Source organism: Streptomyces sp. NPDC045778, from assembly GCF_056431945.1.
Map to the genome: position 1 here is coordinate 28,496 of NZ_JBWKJZ010000007.1, position 13,804 is coordinate 42,299.

12 protein-coding genes and 1 pseudogene are annotated in these 13,804 nt (G+C 75.3%); 7 read left to right on the top strand and 6 right to left on the bottom strand.

All coding sequences use genetic code 11. The features are described 5' to 3' along the window. Positions 1–54: 54 nt before the first annotated feature. A complete protein-coding gene (locus AC07GB_RS11155; RefSeq protein ID WP_478844292.1) occupies positions 55–534 on the top strand; it encodes an ATP-binding protein in 480 nt (159 codons plus the stop codon). 26 nt (positions 535–560) lie between these two features. Here the strand turns inward: AC07GB_RS11155 and AC07GB_RS11160 are convergent, their stop codons facing one another. Further along, complete coding sequence (locus AC07GB_RS11160) at positions 561–1,613, bottom strand: DUF2637 domain-containing protein (RefSeq protein ID WP_478843869.1); 1,053 nt, start codon at positions 1,611–1,613, stop codon at positions 561–563. Positions 1,614–1,829: 216 nt separating this feature from the next. Beyond that, positions 1,830–2,699 (bottom strand): (2Fe-2S)-binding protein, encoded by an 870-nt coding sequence (locus tag AC07GB_RS11165; protein ID WP_478843870.1) that lies wholly within the window; start codon positions 2,697–2,699, stop codon positions 1,830–1,832. 182 nt (positions 2,700–2,881) lie between these two features. On the opposite strand from AC07GB_RS11165, the gene AC07GB_RS11170 reads away from it, so the two are divergent. Continuing rightward, positions 2,882–3,598, top strand: a complete 717-nt coding sequence (locus tag AC07GB_RS11170; protein ID WP_478843872.1) for a GntR family transcriptional regulator — start codon at positions 2,882–2,884, stop codon at positions 3,596–3,598. Between the two features lie 143 nt (positions 3,599–3,741). On the opposite strand, the gene AC07GB_RS11175 is transcribed toward AC07GB_RS11170, so the two are convergent. Continuing rightward, complete coding sequence (locus AC07GB_RS11175) at positions 3,742–4,713, bottom strand: helix-turn-helix transcriptional regulator (protein WP_478843874.1); 972 nt, start codon at positions 4,711–4,713, stop codon at positions 3,742–3,744. 154 nt (positions 4,714–4,867) lie between these two features. On the opposite strand from AC07GB_RS11175, the gene AC07GB_RS11180 reads away from it, so the two are divergent. Further along, positions 4,868–5,263, top strand: a complete 396-nt coding sequence (locus tag AC07GB_RS11180; RefSeq protein WP_478844294.1) for a RidA family protein — start codon at positions 4,868–4,870, stop codon at positions 5,261–5,263. A 39-nt stretch (positions 5,264–5,302) separates the two neighbouring features. On the opposite strand, the gene AC07GB_RS11185 is transcribed toward AC07GB_RS11180, so the two are convergent. Together AC07GB_RS11185 and AC07GB_RS11190 are read right to left on the bottom strand one after the other, a co-directional pair. Beyond that, on the bottom strand, positions 5,303–7,045 hold the full coding sequence (locus AC07GB_RS11185; protein ID WP_478843876.1) for a pyruvate dehydrogenase: 1,743 nt from the start codon (positions 7,043–7,045) through the stop codon (positions 5,303–5,305). Positions 7,046–7,099: 54 nt separating this feature from the next. After that, positions 7,100–8,056, bottom strand: a pseudogene (locus AC07GB_RS11190) (protein phosphatase 2C domain-containing protein); the annotation flags it as partial. A gap of 1,180 nt (positions 8,057–9,236) precedes the next feature. Between AC07GB_RS11190 and AC07GB_RS11195 the strand changes: the two are divergent. From AC07GB_RS11195 to AC07GB_RS11210, 4 genes are all read left to right on the top strand, one after another. Then, the gene (locus tag AC07GB_RS11195; RefSeq protein WP_478843878.1) at positions 9,237–9,686 is read left to right on the top strand and encodes a hypothetical protein; all 450 of its coding nucleotides are present in this window, start codon (positions 9,237–9,239) and stop codon (positions 9,684–9,686) included. Positions 9,687–9,969: 283 nt separating this feature from the next. After that, positions 9,970–10,977 (top strand): helix-turn-helix domain-containing protein, encoded by a 1,008-nt coding sequence (locus tag AC07GB_RS11200; RefSeq protein WP_478843880.1) that lies wholly within the window; start codon positions 9,970–9,972, stop codon positions 10,975–10,977. A gap of 75 nt (positions 10,978–11,052) precedes the next feature. Beyond that, positions 11,053–11,538 (top strand): DUF456 domain-containing protein, encoded by a 486-nt coding sequence (locus tag AC07GB_RS11205; RefSeq protein WP_478843882.1) that lies wholly within the window; start codon positions 11,053–11,055, stop codon positions 11,536–11,538. A gap of 108 nt (positions 11,539–11,646) precedes the next feature. Continuing rightward, complete coding sequence (locus AC07GB_RS11210) at positions 11,647–12,024, top strand: PPOX class F420-dependent oxidoreductase (protein ID WP_478843884.1); 378 nt, start codon at positions 11,647–11,649, stop codon at positions 12,022–12,024. Between the two features lie 358 nt (positions 12,025–12,382). Here the strand turns inward: AC07GB_RS11210 and AC07GB_RS11215 are convergent, their stop codons facing one another. After that, positions 12,383–13,774 carry a bifunctional transcriptional activator/DNA repair enzyme AdaA gene (locus AC07GB_RS11215; protein ID WP_478843886.1) on the bottom strand — a complete coding sequence of 464 codons (1,392 nt, stop codon included), beginning with the start codon at positions 13,772–13,774 and terminating at the stop codon, positions 12,383–12,385. Positions 13,775–13,804: the final 30 nt, after the last annotated feature.

The window sequence follows — 13,804 nt, forward strand, 5'->3', positions numbered from 1 at the left end:
GGGCGGGCATGCATCCCGTGAGCATGTTCGATGACGGACTTGTGGGCGGGGGTCATGGTCAGGTATGCGCGAGGAGGTGCCGCCATCGACAGGGGGGCGGCCTCGGTGAGACGAGAGGACCATCAAGTCGACGGTGTGACGAGTCAGAGCGGGCTCCAGCTGCGGCGCAGGCTGGGGCGCTCCGATCTGCGGGCGGTGTCCGAGGCCCGGGCCGCGCTGCGGGACCTGCTGCGGCGCTGGGGGCGCGCCGGGCCTTCGGACGTGGCCGAGCTGCTCACCAGCGAGCTGGTGACGAACGCCCTGGTGCACACCGACCGGGACGCGGTGCTGACGGCGACGGTGGGGCCGCGGCGGCTGCGGGTCGAGGTCCGGGACTTCACGGGACGGCGGCCGCGGGTGCGGGCGCCGTCGCCGGGCGACGCCACGCACGGCCGCGGCCTGATGCTCGTCCAGTCCCTCGCCGACGCGTGGGGCGTACGGGCGCACGGCGTGGGCAAGGCGGTGTGGTTCGAGCTGGACGCGGACGGTCTCTAGCCCGCACGGGGCGCCCCGCGCGGGGTTCAGCCGAACTGCTGTTCCAGGTCCTTCAGTTTACGTTCGAGCGAGTCGAGGCGCGGGATCGTCTGCGTGTCGTCCTCCGCCGTGAGGTCGACCGTCACGGTCTCAGGGCCGCCCTTGACGGCCTGGAGGGAGGGGCGGGACCGCACGGGCAACTGCTCCTGCTGCGGTGGAGCCGCTATGGCAGGGTCCGCGCCGACCTGCGCGGACCCCACCGACTGCGGCACGGCCTGGACGTCGACCTGCCGGCTCCCGCGCCCGTGGTAGCCGCGGCCCCGGCTGATGGCCTTCAGCTGGGCCCGCGACAACTTCTCCTGGTCGCGGCGGCGGGTCCTGGCCTGCTCCTTCTCGCGCCGGTCCTCGCGGACCTCCTCGACCGCCTCGTCGAGCGTGCGCACGCCTTCGAGGAGCATCAGCGACCATGCGCCGAACGTCTCCCGGGGCGCCCGCAGCCACCGTACGATCCGGATCTGCGGCAGCGGCCGCGGCACCAGGCCCTGCTCGCGCAGCGCGGCGCGGCGGGTCTGCTTGAGCGCCCGGTCGAAGAGGACGGCCGCGGACAGGGACATCCCGGCGAAGAACTGGGGAGCGCCCGCGTGGCCGAGTCCGCGCGGCGCGTGCACCCAGTTGAACCAGGCGGCGGCCCCCGCGAAGGTCCACACCAGGAGCCGCGAGCCGAGCGCGGCGTCGCCGTGGCTGGCCTCGCGCACCGCGAGGACGGAGCAGAACATCGCGGCTCCGTCGAGCCCGAACGGCACCAGGTACTCCCAGCCGCCGGACAGGTTCAGGTTCTGCCGGCCGAAGCCGACCAGGCCGTGGAAGGAGAGGGCCGCGGCGACGGCCGCGCAGCAGAAGAGGAGGACGTAGGAGGCGGTGCCGTAGACGACCTCCTTGCGCCTGCGGCGCTCCTCGTTGCGCTCCCACGAGTCTTCGGCGGCGGCCGTCTTCGTCTGGGCTTTCTTGCCCCGTGCGAGCACCGCCACCGCCACTGCCATGCCCAAGAGCAGGACGCCGCCGGGCAGCAGCCAGTCCAGCGATATGTCGGTCAGTCTCATCTGGGGTCCCTTGCGTCGCGGTAGGGCGTTTCGGGCGCCATAGTGACCCACGCCCGACGGCGCTCAAGGGGTTTTCCGGCAAGAGGACGCCAAGTGGGTGGCAAGGACCGCGCCACGCCGGGAATCGTTCGAACTACTGCCAGGCGTATGAGAGTTGAGTTCGATTAAGCGCGTGCGGAGGGGTGACGGGGGCCCGTTCGGGCGGGCCCGCGGGCGTCAGGCGGCGGCCGTGGCGGCCAGCTTGGCGGCGCGGTCCGCGTCGCACATGCGCGGGCAGGTGACGCATGTCTCCTCGGGCCGCAGCGTGTAGAACATGCAGCAGCTCGCGCGGTCGCGGGTGGGCAGCTTCTCGCCGTCGGGCCCGGTCAGCTCGCGGAAGGCCGCCGTGCCGACGTACGGCTTGGTGGCGCCGGGGAGCAGCCGCTCAAGCTCGGTGGTGGCGCGCTCCTCCTCGCCGAGGAGGTGGGCGACGTACCAGATGCCCTCGACGATCTCGTCCGTCGCCATGGCCCACAGCGCACGGCCGCGGCGCCGCATGCGCGGCCCGAAGCCGTCGAGGAGCGGGCCCAGGTGCTCGGCCACGGCGGCCCGCACCTCGGCGCGCAGCGCCTCCTCGTCGGGGACGACGGTGGCGCCGGGCAACGCGGCCGCCGGGTCGCCGGGCAGGCAGGCGAAGGCGGTGGGGCGCACGGCGATCCTGCCCTGCTCGCGCTGGAAGGAGACGTGCTCCACGGGGTAGCGCGGCACGCGGCGGTGCAGGAACCACGGCACGGTGAACAGCAGGACGGCGGGCCAGGCGTAGCGGTGCAGCGCGAAGCTGGCCACGACGTCGGGGCGGGCGCGCACGCCGTAGTCCTTGAGGACCTGCGCCTCGTCCCAGGCGAGGAACTCCTCGAACTCAGGCCCGGCCTCGGCGAGCCGCGCGACCGGGACCCAGCCGTCTCCCCTGGGCACCTGTTCGCCCGCGGCCAGCTCCTGGATCCGCAGCCCGGGGTACACCTCGGTGAGGCGGGCGTAGGCGCCCGTGACGGGGCTGTGGCGGGGCGCCGAGTGCCGGGCGCCGGGCTCCAGGGTGGGGAGGGACATGCGGGACCGCCGAATCACGATCGATTGCAGGTAAGCCTAACCTTACCCAACATGATCGAGGTTTCAACTGGGGAGCGGTCCGCCTAAGGTGCTTCTCGGGTGATCCGGGGCGTACGTTGCGCGTACGCCGCGACCCCTTACGTGACGGGTGGGACGCGGGAGCGCGGGAGCGGGAGGCAACAGTGGAGCGGGCCGGAGCGCGTGCGGCGGAGGCCTCCGCCCCCCGCGCCACCGCGAGGGTCCCGGAGCAGGCCGGGGCGGAGCCGGGGGCGCGCGCCGGGGTGCGGCGCAGCTCCGTGCGCGGGCAGGTCCTCGACGCCCTGCGGGCCGCGCTCGTCGACGGCGACCTGACGCCCGGCGAGGTGTATTCGGCGCCCGCCCTCGGGGAGCGCCTCGGCGTCTCCGCGACGCCCGTGCGCGAGGCCATGCAGCAGCTCGCCGTCGAAGGCGCGGTCGAGGTCGTGCCGAACCGGGGGTTCCGGGTCACGCGGCGCGGGGCGCGGGAGCTGGGGGAGCTGGCCGAGGTGCGGGCCCTGATAGAGGTCCCGGTGATGCTGCGGCTCGCCCGCAGCGTGCCCGCCGGGCGGTGGGAGGCGCTGCGGCCGCTCGCGGAGGCGACCGTGGTGGCCGCGGCGGCCGGTGACCGGGCCCGCTACGCGGACGCGGACCGGGCCTTCCACCGGGCGCTGCTCGGGCTCTCCGGCAACGGACAGCTCGTCCAGGTCGCGGACGACCTGCACCGGCGGTCCCAGTGGCCCCTCGTCACCGGCCCCGTCCACGCCCGCCACGCGGACCTGGTCGCGGACGCGGCCGAACACACGGCCCTCCTCGACGCCCTGATCGCGTCCGACCTGCCCGTGGTGCAAACCTTGGTACGAGAACACTTCGCAGGAAGCTGAACCTGCGGGCCGCAGACGAAGATCCAGCCGTGCCACGGATCTTCCAGCCCGTCCGGCGTTCGAGGACGAGGCGCGGAGCGCCGATCTGCGGGGGTCCCAGGGGGCGGAGCCCCCTCGTCCGGGAAGGGGATACCCGGCCAGGGTCAAGGGCCGGCGTAGCGGGAGGCGAGCGCCGCCGCGCGGGCGTGCAGCGATGTGCGGAGCCAACCCGGCGTCAAGACCTCCGCGTCGGCGGCGAGCTGCCACAGTGCCCACTCGGCGTGCCGCGCGTCCTGGAAGGTCACTTCGAGGCGCGGCCACCCATCCGCGTCGGCCCCTTCGGCGCGGACGGCGAGCGCGGTGCCCACCAGCTCCTCCCGCCGTGCGGGGTCCACTCGTGCCAGGACGGTGACCTGGTCGCCGGCGGTCAGGAAGCGCGCGCAGCGCTCCCGCCAGATCCGGTCCAGGTCGACCTGGTCCGGCCGCTGCGCCGGTTCGGGGAGTTCCTCGGCGGCCAGCATCCGCGACAGCCGGTAGGTGCGGTCCGCGCCGGCCCGCGTGGCCAGCAGGTAGGCCCGGTCCTGGGCCATGACGAGGCCGATCGGGTCCACCGTGCGCCACTGCGGCGCCCGGTCCGGGGCCGCGTAGTGGATGCGCAGCTTATGACCGGAGAGCACCGCACGCCGGACCTGGACCATGGCGGCGCCGGGCAGCTCCTCGGGGACCAGGCGGTGGGACAGCAGATCGGTCTCCGGGTCGATGAGCAGCCGCTGGGCGGCGTCACTCGCGGCGGCCCGATGGCTCTCGGGCAGCGCGTCCACCACCTTGCGCATGGCCGATGCGAGCGCCGCGCCCAGGCCGAACACCTGCTCGCCGCGCCCCGCCCCGGCGACCAGCAGGGCGAGGGCCTCGTCGCGGTTGAGCCCGGTGAGGTCGGTCTGGAAGTCGGGCAGCAGCGCGAACCCACCGCGCCGGCCGCGCTCGGCGTAGACGGGGACGCCCGCGGCGGACAGCGCCTCGATGTCGCGCAGCACCGTACGAGTGGACACCTCCAGCTCACGGGCCAGCGTGGCCGCGGTCAGCCGGCCGCGCTGGCGCAGCAGCAACACCAACGAGATCAGCCGGTCGGCACGCATGCGAGAACGGTAGCGAATACATGACGAAGGGTGTCGTGATTCGTGGAGAGGCTTGCCCCTGTGACCCCGAGGCCCTGGCTACGGGGCCTTCGGACGTACGTGATTCCAGTGAGACGTACGTGATTCCAGTGAGTCGAATGGAGCTGAAGTGACGATGGAGCGATCGACGGTCAACCCGTGGACGTGGTCGGTGGAACTGGGGTACAGCCAGGGGGAGATCGTCTCCGGACAGACCCGGACCCTGTACTGCTCCGGGCAGGCCGCGATGAGCGGGGACGGCAAGCCCCTGCACGCCGGTGACATGGCGGCACAGCTGGCGCTTGCCCTGGACAACCTGGAGGCCGTGCTCGGGGAGGCCCGCATGTCCCTCGCGAACCTGGTGCGGCTCAACGTCCACACCACCGACGTCGACCGGCTCTTCGAGCACTACGGCGTGCTGGCGTCGCGGTTGGGCGCGGCCGGGGTGGCGCCGACCACCACGATGCTCGGGGTGACGCGGCTCGCGATCCCCGACCTGATGGTCGAGCTGGAGGGGACCGCGGTCGCCTGAGGCGTACCGCCCGCTTCCCGGCCCGGGCGCCCGGAGCCGTCAAGGCCTGGGGATGTTGCGCAGGTTGGAGCGGGCCATCTGGAGCATGCGGCCCACGCCGCCGTCGAGGACGATCTTGCTGGCGGAGAGGGCGAAGCCGGTGACCATCTCGGAGCTGATCTTCGGCGGGATGGACAGGGCGTTGGGGTCGGTGACGATGTCGACGAGGGCGGGCCCCTTGTGGGCGAAGGCGTCCTTGAGGGCGCCCGCGAGCTGCTTGGGCTTCTCCACGCGCACGCCGTAGGCCCCGGCCGCCCGGGCCACGGCAGCGAAGTCGGGGTTGTGGTTGGCGGTGCCGTACGAGGGAAGCCCCGCGACGAGCATCTCCAACTCCACCATGCCCAGGGACGAGTTGTTGAAGAGGACCACCTTCACCGGCAGGTCGTGCTGGACGAGCGTGAGGAAGTCGCCCATCAGCATGGTGAAGCCGCCGTCACCCGACATGGAGATGACCTGCCGCCCGCGGTCGACGAACTGGGCGCCGATCGCCTGGGGCAGCGCGTTCGCCATGGAGCCGTGGCTGAAGGAGCCGATGATGCGGCGCTTGCCGTTCGGGGTGAGGTAGCGGGCGGCCCAGACGTTGCACATCCCGGTGTCGACGGTGAAGACCGCCGAGTCGTCGGCCAGGTCGTCGAGGACCGACGCCACGTACTCGGGGTGGATCGGGACGTGCTTCTCGACCTTGCGGGTGTAGGCCTTGACCACGCCTTCGAGCGCGTCGGCGTGTTTCTTGAGCATCTTGTCGAGGAACTTGCGGCTGCTCTTCGGCGAGACGCGCGGGGTCAGACAGCGCAGCGTCTCACGCACGTCGCCCCAGACGGCGAGGTCGAGGCGGGAGCGCCGCCCCAGGTTCTCGGGCCGCACGTCGACCTGGGCGATCTTCACGTCGTCGGGCAGGAAGGCGTTGTACGGGAAGTCGGTGCCGAGCAGGATCAGCAGGTCGCACTCGTGGGTCGCCTCGTACGCGGCGCCGTAGCCGAGCAGCCCGCTCATGCCCACGTCGTACGGGTTGTCGTACTGGATCCACTCCTTGCCGCGCAGGGCGTGCCCGACCGGGGCCTTGAGCTTTTCGGCGAAGGCCATGACCTCGGCGTGCGCGCCCGCGGTGCCGCTGCCGCAGAACAGCGTGACCTTGTCGGCCTCGTCGATCATCGCGGCGAGCTTGTCGATCTCGGTGTCGCCGGGGCGCACGGTGGGGCGCGAGGTCACGAGGGCGGTCTCGGCGGCCTTGTCCGGTGCGGGCTCGGAGGCGATGTCGCCGGGCAGCGAGACGACGCTGACGCCGGACCGGCCGACGGCGTGCTGGATGGCGGTCTGGAGCAGCCGGGGCATCTGCTTCGGGTTGGAGATCATCTCGCTGTAGTGGCTGCACTCGCGGAACAGCTGGTCGGGGTGGGTCTCCTGGAAGTAGCCGAGGCCGATCTCCGACGACGGGATGTGGGAGGCCAGGGCGAGCACCGGCGCCATGGAGCGGTGGGCGTCGTAGAGGCCGTTGATGAGGTGCAGGTTGCCCGGGCCGCAGGAGCCGGCGCAGGCGGCGAGGCCGCCGGTGATCTGGGCCTCCGCGCCGGCCGCGAAGGCGGCGGTCTCCTCGTGCCGGACCTGGATCCAGTCGATCCCCGAGGTGCGCCGGATCGAGTCGACGACGGGATTGAGGCTGTCACCGACGACTCCGTAGAGCCGCTTGACCCCGGCGCGGACGAGGATGTCGACGAACTGCTCGGCGACGGTCTGCTTGGCCATGTCTTCATGCACCCCTTCGGTCGCTATGGGTCCATGAATTCACAGGGCGCGCGCTCACGCCTCCCAAACGGCCGCGGCCGTTCGATCATCGGCGTATCCCTTGACCCGTACTTGGATGTCGGCGAGGAACGCGGCGAGGCCGGGGGGCCCGCCCTCGGCCCACCGGCGGGTGAGGTGACCGGACAGCTCGGGCTCGCCGCGCAGCGGTTCGGCGAGGCCGCCGGTGCACAGCAGCAGCGTGTCACCCGGGCGGGCGACGGAGGCGCGGAAGCGGAAGGGGTCGCGGGGCGGGGCGGGCGCGGGTTCGTACGGGCTCGGGGGCGTGGTGATGCCCAGGTCCATGGTGAGCCGGTCGCCCTCGGGGGTTTCGGCTGACGGCGAGCCGAAGCTGACGACGGCGGCGCCCGTGGTGGTGGCGACGCGCGGTTCGATGTCCTGCCACTCGCCGCCGCGCAGCCGGAACAGACCGCCCGAGCCGACGCCGAAGAACACCCGGGTGCGGCAGCGCGGGTCGGCGGGCAGCAGCAGGCAGCGCAGGGACGCCGCGTACTCCTCCGGTTCGAGCCCGAGGTCGGCGGCGCGGGCGCGCAGCTTGCCGAGGCTGCGGTCGGTGAGCCGGTGCAGGCCCGACTTCAGGTCGCCGCGCCGCGCGGCCCTGATGTCCTGCGCGAGCCGGGCGTGGCTGCGGCCCACGGCCCGGCCGATCCACGCGCAGGCGTCGGCCGCCGCGCGGTGGGCGCCCGCGGTGGCGCGGGCGCCGGTGGCCATGGCGACCAGGACGAGGGCGTCGTCGCCGGAGCCGAAGCGGGCGGTGAGCAGCGCGTCCCTGCGCGGCTCGGCCCGGTACCGGGCGGAGTCCCCGCGTACGGAGACCGCGCGCAGCGTGCTGACGCCGTACCGGGCGCCGTCGAGCACGGTGTCGGCGACGAGGCTGCCGAGGTCGTCCGGGTCGGCCGCGGGCAGGCCGGTCGGCTCGGCGTCGTAGGTCGGCGGCCCGTCCCCCACGTACGCCCTGGCCGGGAGCGCGAGGGCCGCATCGGCCTCTTCCGGTCCACGCGAGGCCGGAACGGTGGCGGAACTGCTCTCCGAGGAGACACGGCTCGGCGGCACCACGGGCCGCTCGGGCGCGGAGGGAAAGGTCACGGGCCCGGAGGGGGTGGTGGGAGTCCAGGGGGCGGGGGCGCGGTAGGTGGGGGGATCCGTGCGTGGTTCCGCGCCGGGGGGCTTGGCGGGGGCGCCTGGGGCGTGGGCTGGGGTGCCTGGGGCCTGGGGCTTGGCGTCTGGGGTCGGCCCCTCGGTGCCTGGGGCCTGGGGCTTGGCGTCTGGGGTCGGCCCCTCGGTGCCTGGAGCCTGGGGAGCGCTGCCCGGGGTCTGCCTCTCGGGCGCCGGGGCCTGGGGGTCGATCGCCGGGGCCTGGGGGTCGCTGTCCTGGGCCCGCCTCTCGGTGCCCGGGCCCTGGGGGTCGGTGCCTTGTGCTCGGGGCTTGGTGAGCGGCCCCGGGGGCCTGGCGGGACGGGCCGGGAACTCGGAGGCCGGGGCCCGGCGCTCGGGGTCCGGCTCGGCGCTACGGGCGCGGGGCGTGGAGCCCGGCGCCGCGGGCGGGGTGTCTCGTGTCGGCGGCTCGGTGCCTGGCACCGGGCGCTCGGTGCGCGGCCCCGGGGGCCTGGCGGGAGGGGCCGGGACGTCGGTGTCTGCGGCCCGCCGCCTGGCGCCCGGGGCATCGGGCTCGGTGCCGAGCGCCGGGAGCGTGGGGTCTTGTGTCGGCGGCTCGGTGCCCGGCGCCGAGCGCTCGGTGCGCGGCCCCGGGGGCCTGGCGGGACGGGCCGGGAACTCGGAGGCCGGGGCCCGGCGCTCGGGGTCCGGCTCGGTGCCACGGGCACCGGGCGTGGGGCCCGGCGCCGCGGGCGGGGTGTCTCGTGACGGCGGCTCGGTGCCCGGCGCCGGGCGCTCGGTGCGCGGCGCCGGGGGCCTGGCGGGACGGGCCGGGAACTCGGAGGCCGGGGCCCGGCGCTCGGGGTCCGGCTCGGCGCCACGGGCACCGGGCGTGGAGCCCGGCGCCGCGGGCGGGGTGTCTCGTGACGGCGGCTCGGCGCCCGGCGCCGGAGGTGGAGCACCTCGTGCCGGAGGCTCGGTGCCCGGTGCCGGGGGCCTGGCCGGTGGGGCCGGGAACTCGGGGGCCCGGGGAGATTCGGTGACCGGGGTGCGGGGGCCGGTGCTCGCCGGCGGGGGCTGGTCGCTCGGTGGTGCGGTCTCGGTGCCGGGAGGCGTGGGTGCCGGGCGCGGCCGCTCCGGGGCGTCGGGCGGCCTGGCGGGGGCGTCGGCGGGGCCCACCCGCGCGCTGCCCGCGGCGTACGCGGTGGCGTCCCTCGGCTCCCCGGCCGCGGCCGGGGCGGAGGAGCCGCCCCGGGAGCCCTGCGTGGGCTTCGCCGCGAGGGCGGCGTCCTGCGGGGGCCGGGCCGCCGGGCCCGCGCGGTCGTCCGGGGAGCCGCTCGCGCACCCCTCCGCCGGGCCGGGCGGCCCGGCCTCGCCCACCGTCCCCGCAGCGGAGGCGAACCGGTCGTCCAGGGAATCGGCCGCGGCCGCGGGCCCCGTGTCGTCCTTCGCCTCGTCGTACAACTGCGCCCACCAGTCGGCCTCCTGACCGGTGGGCCTCTCCCCCTGCTGGCTCATGCCCCTATTGTCCACCGCACAGGCCGTACGAAAACGGTGCATCCGGAAATTCCAGCTGGGCCGAACGGGGGTGGCGGACGGCACCGGGCCGCCCCACACCCCACGGGAGGGCGGCCCGGCGAGGAGGCCACCCTGGCAGACCGGCAGGTGGTGCGGTGATGATGTCCGCGGCGGGTTCACGCCGTGGCCGGTTTCCGCCAGCCACGGGAGGAACAGCAGGAACGCGCCGGAACGATCGGGGAGGGAGCCGCCGCATGCTGGCCGCTATAGGTCTGGACGAGACGCACGAGGCGGCGTACCGCGCGCTGGTGTCGGTCGGGGCGGCCGACGTGCCGGACCTGGCGCGCCGCCTCACGCTCGCCGAGCCGGACACGGAGCGGGCGCTGCGCCGGCTCGAACGGCACGGGCTCGCCGCGCAGGCCTCGGGACGGGCCGGCCGCTGGGTCGCCGCGCCGCCCGGCGTGGCCCTGGGCGCGCTGCTCACCCAGCGGCGGCACGAGCTGGAGCGGGCGGAGCTGGCGGCGACGCTGCTCGCCGAGGAGTACCGGGGCAGAGAGGCCGAGCCCACCGTGCACGACCTGGTCGAGGTGGTGACGGGCGCGGCCGCCGTCTCGCAGCGCTTCCTCCAGCTCCAGCTCGGCGCGAGCCGCGAGGTGTGCGCCCTGGTGACGGGCAGGCCGGTCGCGGTGACCGGCCTGGAGAACGACGCGGAGGACCGGGCGGCGAGCCGGGGCGTCGCCCACCGCGTGGTGGTGGAGCGCGCGGTGCTCGCCGCGCCGACGGGCCTGACCGAGATCGCGGAGGCGATGGGCCGGGCCGAGCGGGTGCGGGTCGTGGACAGCGTGCCGACGAAGCTGGTGATCGCGGACGGCTCGCTCGCGATGGTGCCGCTGACGTCGCGGACGGCGGAACCCGCGGCCCTCGTGGTGCACGCCAGCGGGCTCCTGGAGTCCCTCACGGGCCTGTTCGAGGCGGTGTGGCGGGGCGCGCTGCCGTTGCGGCTCGGCGAGGGCGGCGCGGTGCGCGAGGCCGCGGACGGGCCCGACGGCACGGACCTGGAGGTCCTGTCGCTGCTGCTCGCCGGGATGACGGACGCGAGCGTGGCGAAACAGCTCGACCTCGGCCTGCGCACGGTCCAGCGCCGGGTCAAGCGTCTGATGGAGCTGACGGGTGTGACGACCCGCCTTCAGCTGGGCTGGCACGCGTACGAACGGGGCTGGGTGGCCCGCGAGGCGGGCGGCCCGCGACCGGGGCGCGCCTAGCCGCCGGGCCCCGGGCCACGGGCACCGGGACTAACGCGACCTGCGGTTTCACGGCCGCTCCTGCACCCTGGGCAGATGGGAGCGTGGGAGCTCACGCTGGTCGGCGTGGTGATGCTGCTCGGCCTGTGCGGCGTGCTCGTGCCCGGCGTGCCCGGCTCGTGGCTGGTGTGGGCCGGGGTGTCGTGGTGGGCGCTCCAGGACCCGCACGGCCTGGCCTGGGGTGTCCTGGTGGGCGCGACCCTGGTGCTCCTGCTGTCCCGGGCGGTGCGCTGGCAGCTGCCGCCCCGGCGCCTCCAGGAGTCCGGCGCGAGCCACCGCCTGGCCGCGTACGCGGGGGCCGGGGCGCTGCTCGGGTTCTGCCTCCTGCCGGTGCTCGGCGCCGCGCCCGGCTTCGTGGGCGGGATGTACCTGGCGGAGCGGCTGCGGCTCGGCGGGCGCGGCGAGGCCGTGACGTCGGTGCGGGCCGCCCTGCGCGCGGGCGGCTGGAACGTGTTCGTGGAACTGTACGCGTGTCTGCTGATCGTGGGGGCGTGGGCGGGCGCGGTCCTCGCCAGGGGCTGACGACACCACGGCCCCCGCCCACGACCCGAGAGCCGGGCCCCCGCACCCGCCCGCGGCTCGCGCCCCCGCACCGGTGCGCGCGCCGGACCCGCGTGCCAGCCTCGCCCCATGACCGAATTCAGCGCGGCCGAGCGCGCGTACCTGAAGTCCCAGCGCCTTGGCAGGCTCGCCACCGTGGACCCGAACGGGCAGCCGCAGGCCAACCCCGTCGGCTTCTTCCCGCAGGACGACGGCACGATCCTCATCGGCGGCTACGCGATGGGCACCACCAAGAAGTGGCGCAACCTCCAGGCCAATCCGAAAGTGGCGCTCGTCGTGGACGACATCGTGAGCGAGCGGCCGTGGCGGGTCAGGGGCGTGGACGTGCGCGGCGATGCGGAGCTGCTCACCGGCCCGCACGAGCTGGGGCCGCACCTGAGCGAGGAGCTGATCCGCATCCATCCGAAGCGCATCCACAGCTGGGGCCTGGAGGAGGAGGCGGGGTGACGGCGGGCCAGTGGGCGGGAGGCCGGGGGCAGTTGGGGCGTAGGGCGCGGCACCACGTCCTCGGCGTGGATCTCCGACGACCCGCCGCCGCACGGCGGTGACCTCGCCCGGACCTACGGCGAGAACGGCTCCTTCCAGGTCGAGTTGACCCTCGACGCGAAGGACGCGGCCACCGCCTGCCGCACGACGCGGTGCGTGCTCGCAGGACGTACGGGTACCGGTGACGTTCGCGCAGGACGGCGACGACGGGGGCGGCGGAGACGGCCCCACTGGCGGCAGCCTCGCCTCCACCGGTCTGACGGTGACATCGGCCGCGGCCCTCGTCGCGACGGGCTGGTACGCGGCGGGCGCGGCCGGCTCAGCCGGTGACCGGCGGCCCCCACCGCTCCGCACGCGCCCGCGCGCGCAAGTGCCGTACCGCGTACGACCGCCAGGGCCGCCACGCGTCGTCCACCCGCTCGCCGGGCGGGGCCACGTCCGGGTCGCCCAGGGCCCGCATGCGGACGGCGGCGGCCGCCGCCGCGTCCACGCCGTCCACGGCGAGCAGCCGCCGTTCGGCGTCGTCCCGGTCGGCGCCCGCGTCCAGGCGTACGACGCCCTCGGCGAGCGCGGCCGCGAGCGGCACCCGGCCGGCGAGGGCCGCGGGCTCGGGGAAGACATGGGTGAGGGCGCCGCACGGGGACGGCAGCGGCGTGCCGTACTCCGCCACGAGCCGCGCGGCGGCCTCCCGGCCCACGGCCGCGCGGATCGCGAACTCCTCGGGGTCCGCGGCGCCCGGCGAGCGCAGGCCCGGCCGGGCGCGCACCAGCGGCGCGAGCCCGGGGTGCGCGCCGAGCCGGTCGTCGACGGCGTACGGGTCGGCGTCCAGGTCGAAGAGGCCGCGGAGCCGCTGCACGGCGGTGGTCAGATCCCGCAGGTCCATGAGGTGCAGCCGGGCCTCAAGCCAGCCGCTCTGCCCGGCTTCGCCGCGCCCGCGCGGGTCGCGCTCCTCGACGGCGACGATGCCCGAGGCGTGCGGCAGGCGCAGCGTGCGCCGGTAGGTGCGGGTGCCGCGCTCGCCGCGTACGTCCTCCACGCCGGGCAGCGCCTCCTCGGCGAGCAGGTCGAAGACGGCGCCGGCCTGGTAGGGCCCGCGGTAGGCGAGCCGCAGCGGGATGCCCGCGGCGGGCGTGGCCCGCCCTCCGCCCCGCTTGGGCGCGGCGGCGCGCAGCGCGGTGGGCGTCAGCGCGTACACGGCGCGGATGGTGTCGTTGAACTGCCGCACGCTCGCGAAGCCCGCCGCGAACGCGATCTCCGTGACCGGCAGGTCGGTGGTCTGGAGCAGCACGCGCGCGGTGTGCGCGCGCTGCGCCCGGGCGAGCGCGACGGGGCCCGCGCCGACCTCGGCGGTGAGCTGGCGCTGCACCTGCCGGGCGCTGTACCCGAGCCGCACCGCGAGCCCGCCGACACCCTCGCGGTCCACGACCCCGTCGCCGATCATCCGCATGGCGCGGCCCACGACGTCCGCGCGTACGTTCCACTCCGCGGACCCCGGCACGGCGTCCGGACGGCACCGCCGGCAGGCCCGGAAACCCTGGCTCTGCGCGGCGGCGGCCGTCGGGTAGAACTTCACGTTCTGCCGCTTGGGCGTCACGGCGGGGCAGCTCGGCCGGCAGTAGATCCCCGTCGTGGACACGGCGAAGAAGAACTCCCCGTCGAACCGGGCATCACGACTGCGGACGGCTTCGTACCTGGTGTCGAGATCGCTCACACGTCCCAGTGTGCGCGGCACGCCGAGCCC

Coding starts and splice junctions, on each gene's coding strand:
- AC07GB_RS11155 (WP_478844292.1), top strand. CDS start 55: ATGGTCAGGTATGCGCGAGGAGGTGCCGCCATCGACAGGGGGGCGGCC.
- AC07GB_RS11160 (WP_478843869.1), bottom strand. CDS start 1,613: ATGAGACTGACCGACATATCGCTGGACTGGCTGCTGCCCGGCGGCGTC.
- AC07GB_RS11165 (WP_478843870.1), bottom strand. CDS start 2,699: ATGTCCCTCCCCACCCTGGAGCCCGGCGCCCGGCACTCGGCGCCCCGC.
- AC07GB_RS11175 (WP_478843874.1), bottom strand. CDS start 4,713: ATGCGTGCCGACCGGCTGATCTCGTTGGTGTTGCTGCTGCGCCAGCGC.
- AC07GB_RS11180 (WP_478844294.1), top strand. CDS start 4,868: ATGGAGCGATCGACGGTCAACCCGTGGACGTGGTCGGTGGAACTGGGG.
- AC07GB_RS11185 (WP_478843876.1), bottom strand. CDS start 7,045: ATGGCCAAGCAGACCGTCGCCGAGCAGTTCGTCGACATCCTCGTCCGC.
- AC07GB_RS11200 (WP_478843880.1), top strand. CDS start 9,970: ATGCTGGCCGCTATAGGTCTGGACGAGACGCACGAGGCGGCGTACCGC.
- AC07GB_RS11205 (WP_478843882.1), top strand. CDS start 11,053: ATGGGAGCGTGGGAGCTCACGCTGGTCGGCGTGGTGATGCTGCTCGGC.
- AC07GB_RS11210 (WP_478843884.1), top strand. CDS start 11,647: ATGACCGAATTCAGCGCGGCCGAGCGCGCGTACCTGAAGTCCCAGCGC.